The organism is Massilia sp. ST3 (assembly GCF_018119405.1).
Taxonomy (GTDB): domain Bacteria; phylum Pseudomonadota; class Gammaproteobacteria; order Burkholderiales; family Burkholderiaceae_D; genus Telluria.
The window spans coordinates 115,178-131,326 of sequence record NZ_JAGPWC010000004.1; the positions used below are offsets into that span (position 1 = coordinate 115,178).

A 16,149-nucleotide genomic window follows, 5' to 3' on the forward strand; every position below is an offset into this window, starting at 1 on the left:
TCAGGCCCGTAGTCCGCCGAAGCGTTGATAGAAGTCCGCGTCGGCGTCCGGCGTGGCCTTGTCTTCATGGCGCAGCAGCGCCATGACGTGTTCCTCGGCCGGCGCCCAGGCCAGGCGGTAGATGCGGCGCGCCAGCTCGTAGGCTTCGGTGCCCGGCCAGGGCTGGGGCAGCAGGGCCACCGGCAGCATCGGGTCGTGCAGCTGCACCCGGCGGTAGGCGTGCACCAGCAGCGAGCGGATCGCGAAGGCGTCCTTTGGCGCCACGCCCGGCTGCCCCTCGAGCTGGGCCAGCAGCGGCGCGAAGCTGTCGATGAAGCGGCGGTATCCATCCACCACGCCGGCCAGGTCCCAGCCGTCGCGCACCAGCTGGGGCAGGGGGCGCGAGCCCACGCCCGGCAGCTCGTCGGCCTCGCAGGCGAACACCTTGCCCTCGGCGTCGCAGCGCGCCAGGATCTCGCGCAGGCTGTCGCGGTCCGGCGCCGGATGGGCCATCACGCCGGTCGCCAGCATGGCGTAGCCTTCCCACTCCAGTTCCTTGCGCAGCAGGTTGCGCAGCTCGGTGTCGATGCTGTTGCTGGGCGCCAGCAGGAAAGTCCAGCGGCCGTTCCAGTCCAGCCCCGGCGGCGAATAGATGCGGCGGTTGGCGCGCGCCAGGCGCGGCAGCGCCTTCGGCTCCAGGGTGTAGCGGCTGCGCCGCCCCTCGCGGCTGGCCACCAGCCAGCCTTCCTGCACCAGGCGGAACACGCTGGTGCGCACCAGGCGGTCGTTGACGCCCAGGGGCGCGAGCAGCTCGATCATGCTGCCCAGCCAAAAAGCCCCGCCGTGCGGCGCGATGGTGTCGCCGCACAGGGTCATCACCAGCGACTTGTGGCGCGGCGTTTCATGGGTAAGAAAGTGGTCGATCCACTCGCCGCTGGAGGACTGTTTCATTGATAAGTCATCGCAATATGATTCAAAATTTTTGTGTACATCAGATTTTTTGTATCGTATTATGGATTGGAGAGGTTTGCAACGGAGACAGACATGTACGCACAATTGGTGGAGACCGGCCTCAAGAAAGTCCAGACCGCGGACGACATGAGCGCCGAAGAGCAGGCATTCCAGGCGCGCATCGACGCCGGGATCAAGATCGAAGCGAAGGACTGGATGCCGGAAGCGTACCGCAAGACGCTGATCCGGCAGATTTCGCAGCACGCGCACTCGGAAATCGTCGGCCAGCTGCCGGAAGGCAACTGGGTGACCCGTGCGCCCACACTCAAGCGCAAGTCGGTGCTGCTGGCCAAGATCCAGGACGAGGCGGGCCATGGCCTCTACCTGTACAGCGCGGCCGAGACCCTGGGCGTCTCGCGCGACGAGCTGCTGCAGGCCCTGCATTCGGGCAAGGCCAAGTACTCGAGCATCTTCAACTACCCGACCCTGACCTGGGCCGACATGGGCGCCATCGGCTGGCTGGTGGACGGCTCGGCGATCATCAACCAGATTCCGCTCTGCCGCTGTTCCTACGGCCCCTACGCCCGCGCCATGATCCGCGTCTGCAAGGAAGAGTCCTTCCACGCACGCCAGGGCTACGACATCATGATGAGCCTGGCCCAGGGCACGCCGGAACAAAAAGCCATGGCCCAGGATGCGCTCAACCGCTGGTGGTGGCCTTCGCTGATGATGTTCGGTCCTTCGGACGCCGAATCGGTCAACAGCGCCCAGTCGACCGCCTGGCGCATCAAGCTGTTCTCGAACGACGAGCTGCGCCAGCGCATGGTCGACCAGACCGTGCCGCAGGCCGAGTACCTGGGCCTGACCATTCCCGACCCGGACCTGAAATGGAACGAGGAGCGCGGCTCCTACGACTTCGGCGAGATCGACTGGAGCGAGTTCCACAACGTCCTGAAGGGCAACGGCCCCTGCAACCGCGAGCGCCTGCGCACCCGCGTCAAGGCCTACGAGGACGGCGAATGGTTCCGCGACGCCCTGGTCGCGCACGCCGAGAAAAAAGCCAAGAAGGCTGCGTAATACAAAAACGTACGGAGATACAAGATGAGCAAAGAATGGCCACTGTGGGAAGTCTTCATCCGCAGCCAGCACGGCCTGGCCCACAAGCACGTGGGCAGCCTGCACGCCCCTGACGCCGAGATGGCGATCAACAACGCGCGCGACGTCTACACCCGCCGCAACGAAGGCGTCTCGATCTGGGTGGTCCGCGCCGCCGACATCGTCGCCAGCAGCCCGGCCGACAAGGAAGCGCTGTTCGAACCGGCCAACAGCAAGGTCTACCGCCATCCGACCTTCTTCCCGATGCCGGAAGAAGTCAAGAACCTGTGAGCGCAGCCATGGATGCGAAATTCGAGTATCTCCTGCGCCAGGGCGACAATGCCCTGATCCTGTCGCAGCAGCTGTGCCAGCTGTGCGGCAAGGGCCCGGCGCTGGAAGAAGACATGGCGCTGTCGAACGTGGCGCTGGACCTGCTGGGCCAGACTCGCATGTGGCTGAGCTACGCCGGCGAGCTCGAAGGCAAGGGCCGCGACGAAGACCGCCTGGCCTTCCTGCGCGACGCCAACGACTACCGCAACTGCCACCTGGTGGAGCAGCCCAACGGCAGCTACGCCGATACCATGATGCGCCAGTTCTTCTTCGATACCTGGCACTACTTCCTGATGGACGGCCTGACCCGTTCGAGCGACCTGCGCATCAAGGAGATCGCCGAGAAGTCTCTCAAGGAAGTGACCTACCACCTGCGCCGCAGCGGCGACCTGGTGGTGCGCCTGGGCGACGGCACCGAGGTCAGCCACGCGAAGATGCAGGCCGCGGCCGACGAGCTGTGGATGTACAGCGGCGAGATGTTCCTCTACGACGCCGTCGACAACGCGATGGTGGAAGAGGGCGTGGCGCCGCCGGCGGAAGCGCTGCGCAAGATGTTCCTCGACCACGTCGCGGAAGTCTTCGAGGAAGCCACCCTCAAGATGCCGCCGCCGGACGCCTACATGCAGCGCGGCGGCAAGCAGGGACGCCACACGGAACGCCTGGGCTACATCCTGGCCGAGATGCAGTTCCTGCAGCGCGCCTACCCGGGAGCGCAGTGGTAATGACGACCCTGGACGCCACCGTCGAACAGGTCTGGAGCTGGCTCGGCGAGGTCGCCGACCCGGAGATCCCGGTCATTTCGGTGGTGGACCTGGGCATCGTGCGCGATGTCGCCTTCGAGGACGGGGAATGCGTGGTCACGATCACGCCCACCTATTCCGGCTGCCCCGCGATGCAGGTGATCGCCGACTCGGTGCGCGAAGCCTTGCAGGCGCATGGCGTGGACAAGCCGCGCATCGTCAGCCGCCTGTCGCCCGCCTGGACCACCGACTGGATGAGCGAGGCCGGCAAGGCGGCCCTGAAGGGCTACGGCATTGCGCCCCCGGTGCAGCAGGCGATCGACATCAGCGGCCTGCACGCCGGCATCCGCCGCCGCGCCGCGCCGCAGGTGAACTGCCCCAACTGCGGCTCCCCGCATACCCAGTTGACCAGCGAATTCGGCTCGACGCCGTGCAAGGCGCTGTACAAGTGCCTGGACTGCCGCGAGCCATTTGACTATTTCAAGTGCCATTAGGCCCGACTATGAGCAAATTCTATCCACTCACTGTGGCGAAGGTGAAGCACGAGACGCGCGACGCCATCGCCGTGACCTTCGACGTGCCGGACGAGCTGAAGGACGCCTTCGCCTACAAGCAGGGCCAGCACCTGACCCTGCGCGCCATGATCGACGGCGAAGACGTGCGCCGTTCCTATTCGATCTGCTCGGCGGTGCAGGACCAATCCCTGCGCGTGGCGATCAAGCGCTGCGCCGGCGGCCTGTTCTCGAACTGGGCCAACGAAAAGCTGCAGCCGGGCGCCACCCTCGAGGTGATGCCGCCGATGGGCCACTTCAACGTGCCCCTCGAGCCCGAGAGCGCGCGCCACTACCTGGGCTTCGCGGCCGGCAGCGGCATCACCCCGCTGCTGTCGATCATCAAGACCACCCTGCAGGCCGAGCCGCACAGCCGCTTCACCCTGGTGTACGGCAACCGCGCCTCGTCGACCGTGATCTTCCGCGACGAGCTGACCGACCTGAAGGACCAGTACATGGACCGCCTGCGCCTGGTCTACGTGATGAGCCGCGAGCAGCAGGACATCGAGCTGTTCAACGGCCGCATCACCGAAGAGAAGTGCGGCCAGTTCCTGAAGCATTGGATCGACATCCGCGACATCGACGTCGCCTTCATCTGCGGCCCCGAGGACATGATGCACGGCGTCTCGCGTTCGCTGCAGGAAGCCGGCCTGGCCAAGGAAAAGATCCGCATCGAGCTGTTCGCCGCCAGCATCCCCAAGCACGAACACAAGCCGCGCCATATCGAGGCGGGCGCGAAGCACCTGACCGAAGTCACCGTGATCATGGACGGCAGCGCCGCCAGCTTCACCATGGACAAGGACAAGGAATCCATTCTCGACGCCGGCCTGCGCGCGGGCATCGACATGCGCTACTCCTGCAAGGGCGGCGTGTGCTCGACCTGCCGCTGCAAGGTGCTGGATGGCGAGGTGGAGATGGACGTGAACTACGCGCTGGAGGACTACGAAGTCAGGCGTGGGTTCGTGCTGAGCTGCCAGAGTTTTCCGATCACCGACAAGGTGGTCGTCGACTTCGACATCGCCGAATAGGCCCCTGGCCCAAAGACCGTCATTCCCGCGAAGGCGGGAACCTAAGTCGACGTTCGTGGCATAGCAACGAACTTGGGCCCCCGCCTTCGCGGGGGTGACGGATCGGAAGATAACAATAAGATTGGAGACACCCATGACCTACGAATCCATCCAGTTCACGATCGACAAGGGCATCGCCCTCCTGACCCTGAACCGCCCGGACCGCCTGAACAGCTTCACCCAGGCCATGCACCTCGAAGTGCGCGACGCGCTGGCCAGGCTGCAGGAAGACAAATCCGCCCGCGTGCTGGTGCTCACCGGCGCCGGCCGCGGTTTCTGCGCCGGCCAGGACCTGAACGACCGCGCCGTCGACCCCGGCGCCCCCAGCGTCGACCTGGGCGAATCGGTCGAGAAGTTCTACGCTCCCCTGGTCCTGACCCTGAAAAACCTGCCGATGCCCGTCATCTGCGCCGTCAACGGCGTGGCCGCCGGCGCGGGCGCCAACCTGGCGCTGGCCTGCGACATCGTGCTGGCGGCCAAGTCGGCCAGCTTCATCGAAGCCTTCTGCAAGCTGGGCCTGATTCCGGATACCGGCGGCACCTGGCACCTGCCGCGCCTGATCGGCCCGGCGCGCGCCACCGGCCTGGCCATGCTGGGCGAGAAGCTCAGCGCCGAGAAGGCCGAGCAGTGGGGCCTGATCTGGCGCTGCGTGCCGGACGAAGCGCTGATGGACGAAGCCATGGCCATGGCCGAGCACTTCGCGAGCGCCCCGACCAAGGGCCTGGCCTACACCAAGAAGGCCTTCCAGGCCAGCTACGCCAATTCGCTGGAAGACCAGCTCCAGCTGGAAGCGCAGATGATGCGCGAACTCGGCTACAGCCACGACTACCGCGAAGGCGTGGCCGCCTTCATCGGCAAGCGCCCGGCCCACTTCAAGGGAGAATGAGCATGCACGCACTCCCGCAAGGCAGCACGGTCGCCGTCATCGGCAGCGGCGCCATGGGTTCCGGCATCGCCCAGGTGGCGGCGATCGCCGGCCACCAGGTCCTGCTCTACGATACCCGCCAGGACGCCGCCGCCCAGGCCATCGAGAGCATCCGCATCGCCTGTTCCAAGCTGGTCGAGAAGGGCCGCATGGGCGCGGTCGAATCCGACCTGGCCTGCGAGCGCCTGAAAGCCATCGCGACCCTGGGCGAAGCGAAGGACGCCGCGCTGGTGGTCGAGGCCATCGTCGAGAACCTGGACGCCAAGCGCGCCCTGTTCACCGAACTGGAAGGCATCGTCGGCGACGACTGCATCCTGGCCACCAATACCTCGTCGATCTCGGTCACCGCGATCGCCGCGCCGCTGCGCCGTCCGCAGCGCCTGGTCGGCATGCACTTCTTCAACCCGGTGCCGCTGATGGCGCTGGTGGAGGTGATCAGCGGACTGGCGACAAGCCGCGCTGTCGCGGATACCGTCTACGCCACCGCCGAAGGCTGGGGCAAGAACCCGGTGCACGCCAAGTCCACGCCGGGATTCATCGTCAACCGTGTCGCCCGTCCCTACTATGCCGAAGGCCTGCGCCTGCTGCTCGAGCAGGCCGCCGACCCGGCCACCCTGGACGCCGTGATGCGCGAATGCGGCGGCTTCCGCATGGGGCCCTTCGAGCTGATGGACCTGATCGGCCATGACGTCAATTTCTCGGTCACGAATTCGGTCTTCGACGCCTATTTCGGCGACCCGCGCTTTACCCCCTCGATCCTGCAGCAGGAACTGGTCAACGCCGGCTTCCTGGGCCGCAAGACCGGGCGTGGCTTCTACCAGTATGGCGAGGGCGCCGACAAGCCCGCCGCGCAGACCGAAGCGCCGCAGCCGCGTCCGCAATCGGTGGCGCTGATCGGCGGCGAACCCGGTCCGCTCGAAACGCTGGTGGCGCGCGTTGCCGGCGCGGGCTTCGCGCTGCCGCGCCAGGAAATCGGCGTGGCGCCGGGCTTCCTGTGCGAGGGCGCCGCCGTCTACCTGACCGACGGCCGCAGCGCCACCGAGCGCGCCCGCGACAACGACCACCGCGACACCGTGCTGTTCGATCTCCTGCTCGACGCCGGCAAGGCCACGCGCATCGCGCTGGCGCGCGCCGACCAGTGCAGCGATGCCGCCTACCACGCCGTGGTCGGCCTGTTCCAGGCCGCCGGCTTCGCCGTGACCAGCCTCGACGACGTGCCCGGCATGGCCGTGATGCGCACCGTGGCGATGCTCGCCAACGAGGCCGCGGACGCCGTCAACCAGGGCGTGTGCAGCGCACGCGCGGTCGACACCGCGATGCAAAAAGGGGTGAACTACCCGCGTGGCCCGCTGGCCTGGGCCGACGCCGTCGGCCTGCCGCAGGTCGTGACGGCGCTGGCCAACCTGGCGGCCGTGTACGGCGAAGACCGCTACCGCGTCTCGCCGCTGCTGCGCCGCAAGCTGGCGGCCGACCCCGTGGGAGCGCGCATCCATGCATAGCGATCCGCAGGCGCTGGCCGAACTGGCCGGCAAGACCATGTACGAACGCGATCCGGCCACCCGCACCCTGGGCATGACCCTGGACGAGATCCGCCCCGGCTACGCGCGCATGGCGATGCGGGTGCGCGCCGACATGCTCAACGGGCACGCAACCTGCCACGGCGGCTACATCTTCATGCTGGCCGACAGCGCCTTCGCTTTCGCCTGCAACTCGCACAACTTCAATACCGTGGGCGCCGGCTGCACCATCGATTACCTGTCCCCGGGCCGCGAAGGCGACTTGCTGGTGGCGGAGGCGGTGGAGCAGGCGCTTGCGGGCAAGACCGGCGTCTACGACGTCACCGTGACCAACGGGGAAGGGCGCCTGGTGGCGCTGTTCCGCGGGAAGTCGCACCGCGTCAGCGGCCACGTCGCAGAGGTCGTCGAGAACACCCGATAGAGATAGTCCAAAGTACGAGGAGGTCGAGATGGTCCAACGCAATCCCATGCCAGGCGAACTGGAGCCGATCGAGCGCGCCAGCCGCGACGAACTGCAGGCGCTGCAGCTGGAACGCCTGCAATGGTCGCTCCGGCACGCGTACGAGAACGTGCCGCATTACCGCGCCGCCTTCGACGCGGCCGGCGTCCATCCCGGCGACCTGAAGACCTTGGCGGACCTGGCGAAGTTTCCCTTCACCGAGAAGAAGACCCTGCGCGACAACTACCCCTTCGGCCTGTTCGCCGTCCCGCGCGAGCAAGTCGTGCGGGTGCACGCGTCCTCGGGCACGACCGGCAAGCCGACCGTGGTCGGCTACACCCAGAAGGACATCGACACCTGGGCCGGCGTGGTGGCGCGTTCGATCCGCGCCGCCGGCGGCCGTCCGGGCGACATGGTGCACATCGCCTACGGCTACGGCCTGTTCACCGGCGGCCTGGGCGCCCACTACGGCGCCGAGCGCCTGGGCTGCACCGTGGTCCCGATGTCGGGCGGCCAGACCGAGAAGCAGGTGCAGCTGATTTGCGACTTCCAGCCCTCGATCATCATGGTCACGCCGTCCTACATGCTGAACATCATCGAGGAATTCCAGCGCCAGGGGATCGACCCGGCGCAGTCCTCGCTGAAGGTCGGCATCTTCGGCGCCGAGCCCTGGACCGACGCCATGCGCCGCGAGATCGAAGAGCGCGCCGGCATCGATGCGGTCGACATCTACGGCCTGTCCGAGGTGATGGGCCCGGGTGTGGCAAGCGAATGCATCGAGAGCAAGGACGGCCCGGTGATCTGGGAAGACCATTTCTACCCCGAGATCATCGACCCCGACACCGGCGAAGTGCTGCCCGACGGCGAAGAGGGCGAACTGGTGTTCACCTCGCTCAGCAAGGAAGCCTTGCCCATCATCCGCTACCGCACCCGCGACCTGACCCGCCTGTTGCCGCCGACCTCGCGCTCGATGCGCCGCATGGGCCGCATCACCGGCCGCTCGGACGACATGCTGATCATCCGCGGCGTGAACGTGTTCCCGAGCCAGATCGAGGAACTGATCCTGAAGATGCCGCTGCTGGCGCCCCAGTACCAGCTGGTGGTGGCGCGCGACGGCCATCTCGATACGCTGGAAGTGCTGGGCGAGCTGCGCGATGGCGGCCTGCCCCAGGACACCGTGGACGCGCTGTGCCGCGAACTCCAGCACTGCATCAAGACCTATGTGGGCGTGAGCACCCGCGTGAGCCTGCTGCCGCCGCAAGGCATCGAGCGCACGCTAACCGGCAAGGCCAGGCGCGTCGTCGACAAACGCCCGAAAAACTGAACCAGGAGATTCCATGAACGACGCATTCATCTGCGACGCGATCCGCACCCCCTTCGGCCGCTACGGCGGCTCGCTCTCGACCGTCCGCGCCGACGACCTCGGCGCGCTGCCGATCGCCGCGCTCATCAGCCGTAACAAGGACGTGGACTGGGCCGCCGTCGACGACCTGTTCTACGGCTGCGCCAACCAGGCGGGCGAGGACAACCGCAACGTGGGCCGTATGGCCGCGCTGCTGGCCGGCCTGCCGCAGGACGTGCCGGCCAACACCATCAACCGCCTGTGCGGTTCGGGCATGGACGCCGTCGGCACCGCCGCCCGCGCCATCAAGGCCGGCGAGGCCCAGCTGGTGATCGCGGGCGGCGTGGAAAGCATGACCCGCGCGCCTTTCGTGATGGGCAAGGCCGACAGCGCCTTCTCGCGCGCCGCGAAAATCGAGGACACCACCCTGGGCTGGCGCTTCGTCAATCCCTTGATGAAGGCCAGGTACGGCATCGATTCGATGCCGGAGACCGCCGAGAATGTGGCGCGCGAATTCAACATCAATCGTGCCGACCAGGACGCGTTCGCGCTGCGCAGCCAGCAGCGCTGGGCGCGCGCCCAGGCCGAAGGCTTCTTCAAGGACGAGATCGTGCCGGTAACCCTGCACGGAAAGAAAGGCGAATCGCGCGTGTTCGACACCGACGAGCAGCCCCGTGAAAGCAGCCTGGAAGCGCTGGCCAAGCTCAAGGGCGTGGTCACGCCGGACGGCAGCGTCAGCGCCGGCAATGCGTCGAGCCTGAACGACGGCGCCTGCGCGCTGCTGCTGGCCTCCGGCGACGCCGCCCGCCGCCACGGCTTGACCCCACGCGCACGCGTGGTCGGCATGGCCACCGTGGGCCTGGCGCCGCGCATCATGGGCTTCGGCCCCGCGCCGGCCGTGAAGAAACTGCTGGCCCAGACCGGCCTGACCCTGGACCAGATGGACGTGATCGAGCTGAACGAAGCCTTCGCAGCCCAGGGCCTGGCCGTGACGCGCGACCTGGGCCTGGCGGACGACGCCGCCCACGTCAACCCGAACGGCGGCGCGATCGCGCTTGGCCACCCGCTGGGCGCCTCGGGCGCCCGCCTGGTGACCACGGCCGTGAACCAGCTGCACCGAACGGGCGGCCGCTACGCGCTGTGCACCATGTGCATCGGCGTCGGCCAGGGCATCGCGCTGATCGTCGAGCGGGTCTGAGATGGTGAAGGTGTACGAGATCAACGGCGTGCGGCCGGTCGTGCATCCGACCGCCTACGTGCACCCGTCGGCGGTGCTGATCGGCGACGTGATCGTCGGCCCGCGCTGCTACATCGGCCCGCTGGCCTCGATGCGCGGCGACTTCGGCCGCCTGATCCTGGAAGAGGGCGCGAATTTGCAGGACACCTGCGTGATGCATGGTTTCCCGGGCGAGGATACGGTGGTCGAGGTGGACGGGCACATCGGACACGGCGCCGTGCTGCACGGCTGCCGCATCAAGCGCAACGCGATGGTGGGCATGAATGCGGTCGTGATGGACAAGGCCGTGGTCGGCGAGGAATCGATCGTGGCGGCGATGAGCTTCGTGAAGGCGGGAATGATCATTCCGCCGCGTTCGATGGTCATGGGGACGCCGGCCAAGGTGATGCGTGAGCTGACGGACGAGGACGTGAAGTGGAAGAGCTTCGGGACGCGGCAGTATCACGAGCTGAATGTGCGGTCGCTGGAGACGATGCGTGAGGTTGAGGCGTTCACTGAAATGGAGCCGGACCGCAAAGGCATCGATTTCGGGACGGGGGCGCTGCATAAACCCAAAAACTGAAAGCACCACCCGCCCCAAAACCGTCATCCCCGCGAAGGCGGGGACCCAAGTTCGCAGTGCAGTGGTACGCGTAAGACTTGGATCCCCGCCTTCGCGGGGACGACGTTGGTAAAAGGACGACGGATTGAAGCTTGTCACAAGCTGACGAGATAACTGAACGGAGACAAAAACATGGGCAACATCGCCACCCTGCAAAGCCTGATCGCCGGCCGCTGGCACGGCCAGGAAGCGCACACCCCGCTGCACAGCGCGCTGGACAACCAGCTGATCTACCACACCCACGCCGAGAAGATCGACTTCGAGGAAGCGGTCACCTATGCGCGCAAGACCGGCATCAGGCAGCTGTTGCAGCTGGACTTCCAGAAGCGCGCCCAGGCCCTGAAGGCCCTGGCCCTGTACATGATGGAGCGCAAGGAAGAGCTGTACGAGATCTCGCACCTGACCGGCGCCACCCGTCCCGACAGCTGGGTCGACGTCGAAGGCGGCATCGGCACCCTGTTCGCCTACGCCAGCATGGGCTCGCGCGAACTGCCGTCCTCGAACGTGCTGCACGAAGGCCCGGCCATGGCGCTGGGCAAGCGCGGCGGCTTCGCCGGCACCCACATCCTGGTGCCGCGCGGCGGCGTCGCCGTGCACATCAACGCCTTCAACTTCCCGATCTGGGGCATGCTCGAGAAATTCGCGCCGAGCTTCCTGGCCGCCATGCCCTGCATCGTCAAGCCGGCCACCGCCACCAGCTACCTGACGCAGGCCACCGTCAAGATGATGATGGACTCCGGCCTGCTGCCGGAAGGCGCGCTGCAGCTGGTGATCGGCTCCACCGGCGACCTGCTCGACCGCCTGGGCGGCTTCGACGCGGTCACCTTCACCGGTTCGGCCGACACCGCCGCCAAGCTGCGCGCCAACCAGAACCTGATCCGCAACTCGGTGCCCTTCACCGCCGAAGCCGACTCGCTCAACTGCGCCATCCTGGCCCCGGACGTGAGCCCCGACGATCCGGAATTCGACCTGTTCGTGAAGGAAGTCGCGCGCGAGATGACCGGTAAGGCCGGCCAGAAGTGCACCGCGATCCGCCGCGTCATCGTGCCGGAACAGCACGTCGAGGCCGTGGGAGAACGCCTGCGCGAGCGCCTGGCCAAGATCACCGTCGGCAACCCTAAGATGGAAGGCGTGCGCATGGGCGCGCTGGCTTCGATGGACCAGCACCGCGACGTGTCGGAGCGGGTCGAGATGCTGGCGCGCGGCAATGAGGTGCTGTTCAGCGCCCGCGACGGCTTCGCGCCGGTGGGCGAGGGCTGCGCGAACGGCGCCTTCTTCTCGCCGACCCTGCTGCTGTGCCGTAACGCCCTGGTCAATGACGCCGTGCACGACATCGAGGCCTTCGGTCCGGTCAGCACCCTGATGACCTACAAGGACATCGACGAAGCCCTGGAGCTGGCCGCGCGCGGCAAGGGCAGCCTGGTGACCACCCTCGCCACCAAGGACCCGGCGATCGCCGCCCACGCGGTGCCGGTGGCCGCCGCCTCGCACGGCCGCGTCCTGATCCTGGACCGCGAAGCCTCGGTGGACAGCACCGGCCATGGCTCGCCGCTGCCGCAACTCAAGCACGGCGGTCCGGGACGCGCCGGTGGCGGCGAGGAGCTGGGCGGCATCCGCGCCGTCAAGCACTTCCTGCAGCGCGCCGCGGTGCAGGGCTCGCCGACCATGCTGGGCGCCGTCACCGGCGAATACGTGCGCGGCGGCGCGGTCAAGGAGACCGAAGTCCATCCATTCCGCCGCTGGTTCGAAGACCTGGAGATTGGCCACTCGCTGCTGACCCACCGCCGCACCGTGAGCGAGGCGGACATCGTCAACTTCGGCGGCGTCTCGGGCGACTACTTCTACATGCACTTCGACGAGATCGCGGCCAAGGACACCCAGTTCGGCAAGCGCATCGCGCACGGCTACTTCGTGCTGTCGGCGGCCGCGGGCCTGTTCGTGTCGCCGGCCCCGGGCCCGGTGCTGGCCAACTACGGCCTGGACAACCTGCGCTTCGTGGCGCCGGTGGCGATCGGCGACACCATCCGCGCGCGCCTCACCTGCAAGCGCAAGGTCGACCGCAACCGCACGGACGAGCAGGGCCGCGGCCAGGGCGTGGTGGCCTGGGACGTGCAGGTCACCAACCAGAATGACGAACTGGTGGCGAGTTACGATATCCTAACGCTGGTACAAAAACGCGGCTGATACCGTATTTCCAGCGAAAGGGAGACCATGACGAGACTCGACCTGAGCAGTATTCCCGTGGTGAGCGGCACCGGCTATCCGGAGCCCTTCGCCCAGGCGGTGGATGGACGCACCCGGCAAGCCCTGGGCGATGCCGGCGGCCTGAGCCAGTTCGGCGTCAACCTGGTCGAGCTGCAGCCCGGCGCGGCCTCGTCGCAGCGCCACTGGCATTCGCACGAGGACGAGTTCGTCATGATGGTGTCCGGCGAACTGGTGCTGATCACGGACGAAGGGGAGACCTTGATGCGCGCGGGCGACTGCGCGGCATTTCCTGCCGGCAGGCCTAACGGCCACCATCTGGTCAACCGCAGCTGGGGGCCGGGGGTGTTCCTGGTGGTGGGCTCGCGCGTCAAGGAAGACGTCGCGACCTATCCCGACATCGACCTGCGCTGCGAGGGCGATGCTTTCCAGCATCGCGACGGCACGCCGTATCCTCCACGCAGCTAGTTCAGCTTGCGCGCGTAGCGCTGGCGGATGTGCTGGCTGATGAAGGTCGAGAGGCCGCGTCCGTCCTCGGCCAGCTTGCGCATGGTGGCGATGTTCTCGGCGCCGGCGCTGCGCTCGGTGTAGAGGTAGCGGTCGCCGCCGGTGAACTGGATGGTGATGGAGTCCTTGCCGAGGTCGTAGGCGGTGACGCCGGATTCGCCGCTTTGGTTTCTGTAGCGATGCATGGGAGTCTCTGGTGGAGTGCGTCGACCTACTTTATGTGAGGGCTCGGTATCGTGAGACAAGGCTTGCTGTGTGGCAGTGCCAGTGACCGTCGAACTTGGGTCCCCGCCTGCGCGGGGATGACGTGCTGATGGTGGTGGTTTGAGGAAACGCTAACTATCACCCGCTACTTCAAACCGTCATCCCCGCGCAGGCGGGGACCCAAGTTCAACCAGCCTATGAGCAGCCTTACGCCGCTTTACGCTGCAACCTCAACAACCCATCCTGCGTCCGCACCACCAGCAACTCCGCATAATCCGGCACGTCAACCGCCTCCGTCTGCAGCGCATGCGTATGCGTCGCCGTCACGACAATACTATCCATCCCCGCCGCCTCGGCCGCCTGCAGCCCGGCCAGCGTATCCTCGAACACCAGGCAATGCTCCGGAAACACGCCCAGCTTCTGCGCCCCCAGCAGGAAGGGATCCGGCGCCGGCTTGCCGCGCTGGACGTCTTCGGCCGCCACCAGCACAGCCGGCAGCGGCAGTCCGGCCGCCACGATGCGCGCCTCGGCCAGTGCGCGCGGGGCCGAGGTCACGATCGCCCAGCGATCCGGCGGCAGGCTGGCCAGGAAGGCCGCCACGCCTTCGATCGCCTCGATCCCGGCCACGTCGTCGATCTCGGCCAGCGTGATGCGGCGCGCCTCCGCCGCCGGGTCGACGCCGGGCAGGTTCAGGTTGCGGATGGTGTCTTCGGTGCGCTTGCCGTGGATGGTGGGCAGGAAGGCCTCGACGTCCAAGCCATGGCTGCGCGCCCAGTCGCTCCAGACGCGCTCGGCGGCCTTGATCGAAGTGAGGATGGTGCCGTCCATGTCGAACAGGAAGGCGGCGAAATCGCGCTCGGGCAGGGCGGAGATGGTGGTCACGGTGGTTCTCGTCGCTGGTTGTCGGAGTAGCGTCCAGCATAGCGCAAAAGCCGCCCACGCCTTGTCCGCCATCCGTTTGCTTGACGAGGTCTATCGTCGGTGCCAGACTACGAGCCTTTCCAACACCGACCGAGGAGTCGCCGCATGAACCAGCCTGATACCGCCCTCCGGTCGGCCGCCTGACGCGCATCACCATCACGACGATGGCCTGAGGCGCCCGCTTTTACAAGGCGCCGACCCTCCATTTCACGATCTTTCCGCCATTGGCGGATGTTCGCGCACGCCTGTTGCGCTCATCGAATTGGAAAACACATCGTCATGATCGACTTCGACTACCCGGTCCTGCATCGGATCGGTTTCAAGCAGCAATTTGCTTCCCAGCTCGCGGCGGCATCGCCGCGGCAACGCCTCGCGCGCGTCACCTCCGTCCAGCGCGACTGCCTGATGCTGGACGACGGCCACCAGGCCTTCCTGGCGCGCTCCACGCCGCCCATGGCATCCAGCCCGCCTGTCGTGGGCGACTGGGTGCTCGCCGTGCAGGTCCTCGGCGACTACTGGATCGACCTTATCCTGGAACCCGCCACCCGGCTGGCGCGGCGCACCGCGTCCGGGCGCCAGGTCCTGGCCAGCAACGTCGATACCGCGCTGCTGCTCATGGGCCTGGACAATGACTTCAATCCGCGCCGCATGGAGCGCTACATCGCCATCGTGCGCGCCTGCGGCGTGGCGCCGGTGATGGTCCTGACCAAGTCCGACATCGGCAGCGATGCCGATGAAAAGATCGCCCAGCTGCGCCAGCGTATTCCCGGCGACGTGCCGGCGCTGGCCCTGCATCCCGCCGAACAGGACGACGCCGGCGTTCTGGCGCCCTGGATGGGGGCGGGGCAGACCCTGGTGCTGCTGGGATCCTCGGGCGTGGGCAAGTCGACCTTGACCAATGCGCTGACGGGCAGCCTGCAGGCCACCGGCGGCACCCGCCATGGCGACGACCGCGGGCGCCACACCACTACGGCGCGTTCGCTGCACCGCTGTCCGGGTGGGGCCTGCATCATTGATACGCCAGGGCTGCGCGCCTGGCAGCCGGACGCGGACGAGGAGGACCTGGAGCTGTCCTTCAACGACATCGCCGCGCTGGCGCAGGCCTGCCAGTTCCGCGACTGCGGCCACGAGAGCGAGCCCGGATGTGCGGTGAGGGGCGTGGTGGATGTGGATCGCTTGCGGAACTACCGCAAGCTGCTGAGGGAGGTGAGGCGGGCGGAGCAGACGGCGCTGGATCGGATCGCGGAACGGGCGAAGTGGAAGACCTTGATGAAGGGGGCGCGCCAGCGCGGCAGGGAGAAGCGGGGCGGCTAAGCGTAGGGTGGGGGGGGGGGCCCCCCCCCCCGGCCCCCCCGGGGGGGGGGGGGGGGGGGGGGGGGGGGGCCCGGCCCCCGGGGGGGGGGGGGGGGGGGGGGGGGCCCCCCCGGGGGCCGGGGGGGGGGGGGGGGGGGGGGGGCGAGGGGGGGGGGGGGGGGCGCCCCCCCCCCCCCCCCCCCCCCGCCCCGCCCGGGGGGGGGGGGGGGGCCCCCGCGGGGGGGGGG

General features: G+C 67.6%; 17 protein-coding genes. 14 read left to right on the forward strand and 3 right to left on the reverse strand.

The window, feature by feature from the left end; translation table 11 throughout:
- Window positions 1-930, reverse strand: a complete 930-nt coding sequence (gene paaX, locus KBW98_RS02495) for a phenylacetic acid degradation operon negative regulatory protein PaaX (RefSeq protein WP_211518508.1) — start codon at window positions 928-930, stop codon at window positions 1-3.
- 93 nt (window positions 931-1,023) lie between these two features.
- Between paaX and paaA the strand changes: the two genes are divergently transcribed.
- From paaA to KBW98_RS02560, 13 genes are all read left to right on the forward strand, one after another.
- Window positions 1,024-2,007: a 1,2-phenylacetyl-CoA epoxidase subunit PaaA gene (paaA, locus tag KBW98_RS02500; protein WP_211518509.1), complete on the forward strand. Its 984-nt coding sequence runs from the start codon at window positions 1,024-1,026 to the stop codon at window positions 2,005-2,007.
- 24 nt (window positions 2,008-2,031) lie between these two features.
- Window positions 2,032-2,316 carry a 1,2-phenylacetyl-CoA epoxidase subunit PaaB gene (paaB, locus tag KBW98_RS02505; RefSeq protein WP_078033736.1) on the forward strand — a complete coding sequence of 95 codons (285 nt, stop codon included), beginning with the start codon at window positions 2,032-2,034 and terminating at the stop codon, window positions 2,314-2,316.
- Window positions 2,317-2,324: 8 nt separating this feature from the next.
- Window positions 2,325-3,077: a 1,2-phenylacetyl-CoA epoxidase subunit PaaC gene (gene paaC / locus KBW98_RS02510; RefSeq protein ID WP_211518510.1), complete on the forward strand. Its 753-nt coding sequence runs from the start codon at window positions 2,325-2,327 to the stop codon at window positions 3,075-3,077.
- Window positions 3,077-3,589 carry a 1,2-phenylacetyl-CoA epoxidase subunit PaaD gene (gene paaD / locus KBW98_RS02515; protein ID WP_211518511.1) on the forward strand — a complete coding sequence of 171 codons (513 nt, stop codon included), beginning with the start codon at window positions 3,077-3,079 and terminating at the stop codon, window positions 3,587-3,589. The genes paaC and paaD overlap by 1 nt, the downstream gene beginning before the upstream one ends.
- 8 nt (window positions 3,590-3,597) lie before the next feature.
- Complete coding sequence (gene paaE, locus KBW98_RS02520; RefSeq protein WP_211518512.1) at window positions 3,598-4,674, forward strand: 1,2-phenylacetyl-CoA epoxidase subunit PaaE; 1,077 nt, start codon at window positions 3,598-3,600, stop codon at window positions 4,672-4,674.
- 133 nt (window positions 4,675-4,807) lie between these two features.
- Window positions 4,808-5,599, forward strand: a complete 792-nt coding sequence (paaG, locus tag KBW98_RS02525) for a 2-(1,2-epoxy-1,2-dihydrophenyl)acetyl-CoA isomerase PaaG (protein ID WP_211518513.1) — start codon at window positions 4,808-4,810, stop codon at window positions 5,597-5,599.
- A 2-nt stretch (window positions 5,600-5,601) separates the two neighbouring features.
- Window positions 5,602-7,137, forward strand: coding sequence for a 3-hydroxyacyl-CoA dehydrogenase PaaH (gene paaH, locus KBW98_RS02530; protein ID WP_211518514.1), 1,536 nt, complete (start codon window positions 5,602-5,604; stop codon window positions 7,135-7,137).
- Complete coding sequence (paaI, locus tag KBW98_RS02535; RefSeq protein ID WP_211518515.1) at window positions 7,130-7,576, forward strand: hydroxyphenylacetyl-CoA thioesterase PaaI; 447 nt, start codon at window positions 7,130-7,132, stop codon at window positions 7,574-7,576. The genes paaH and paaI overlap by 8 nt, the downstream gene beginning before the upstream one ends.
- A gap of 28 nt (window positions 7,577-7,604) precedes the next feature.
- Window positions 7,605-8,918, forward strand: a complete 1,314-nt coding sequence (paaK, locus tag KBW98_RS02540; RefSeq protein WP_211518516.1) for a phenylacetate--CoA ligase PaaK — start codon at window positions 7,605-7,607, stop codon at window positions 8,916-8,918.
- 13 nt (window positions 8,919-8,931) lie between these two features.
- Window positions 8,932-10,134, forward strand: a complete 1,203-nt coding sequence (gene pcaF, locus KBW98_RS02545) for a 3-oxoadipyl-CoA thiolase (RefSeq protein ID WP_211518517.1) — start codon at window positions 8,932-8,934, stop codon at window positions 10,132-10,134.
- A gap of 1 nt (window position 10,135) precedes the next feature.
- On the forward strand, window positions 10,136-10,735 hold the full coding sequence (locus KBW98_RS02550; RefSeq protein WP_211518518.1) for a phenylacetic acid degradation protein PaaY: 600 nt from the start codon (window positions 10,136-10,138) through the stop codon (window positions 10,733-10,735).
- 171 nt (window positions 10,736-10,906) lie between these two features.
- Window positions 10,907-12,958, forward strand: a complete 2,052-nt coding sequence (gene paaZ, locus KBW98_RS02555; protein ID WP_211518519.1) for a phenylacetic acid degradation bifunctional protein PaaZ — start codon at window positions 10,907-10,909, stop codon at window positions 12,956-12,958.
- A gap of 27 nt (window positions 12,959-12,985) precedes the next feature.
- Entirely contained in the window at window positions 12,986-13,444 is a 459-nt protein-coding gene (locus KBW98_RS02560; protein WP_211518520.1) for a cupin domain-containing protein, read from the forward strand.
- Here the strand turns inward: KBW98_RS02560 and KBW98_RS02565 are convergent.
- Both KBW98_RS02565 and KBW98_RS02570 read right to left on the reverse strand, forming a co-directional pair.
- Window positions 13,441-13,668, reverse strand: a complete 228-nt coding sequence (locus KBW98_RS02565; RefSeq protein ID WP_211518521.1) for a hypothetical protein — start codon at window positions 13,666-13,668, stop codon at window positions 13,441-13,443. The genes KBW98_RS02560 and KBW98_RS02565 overlap by 4 nt on opposite strands.
- Before the next feature lie 226 nt (window positions 13,669-13,894).
- Window positions 13,895-14,569, reverse strand: a complete 675-nt coding sequence (locus tag KBW98_RS02570; RefSeq protein WP_373888893.1) for an HAD-IA family hydrolase — start codon at window positions 14,567-14,569, stop codon at window positions 13,895-13,897.
- Between the two features lie 318 nt (window positions 14,570-14,887).
- Here KBW98_RS02570 and rsgA point away from each other — a divergent pair, with 318 nt between their 5' ends.
- Window positions 14,888-15,922, forward strand: a complete 1,035-nt coding sequence (gene rsgA, locus KBW98_RS02575; RefSeq protein ID WP_211518523.1) for a ribosome small subunit-dependent GTPase A — start codon at window positions 14,888-14,890, stop codon at window positions 15,920-15,922.
- Window positions 15,923-16,149: the final 227 nt, after the last annotated feature.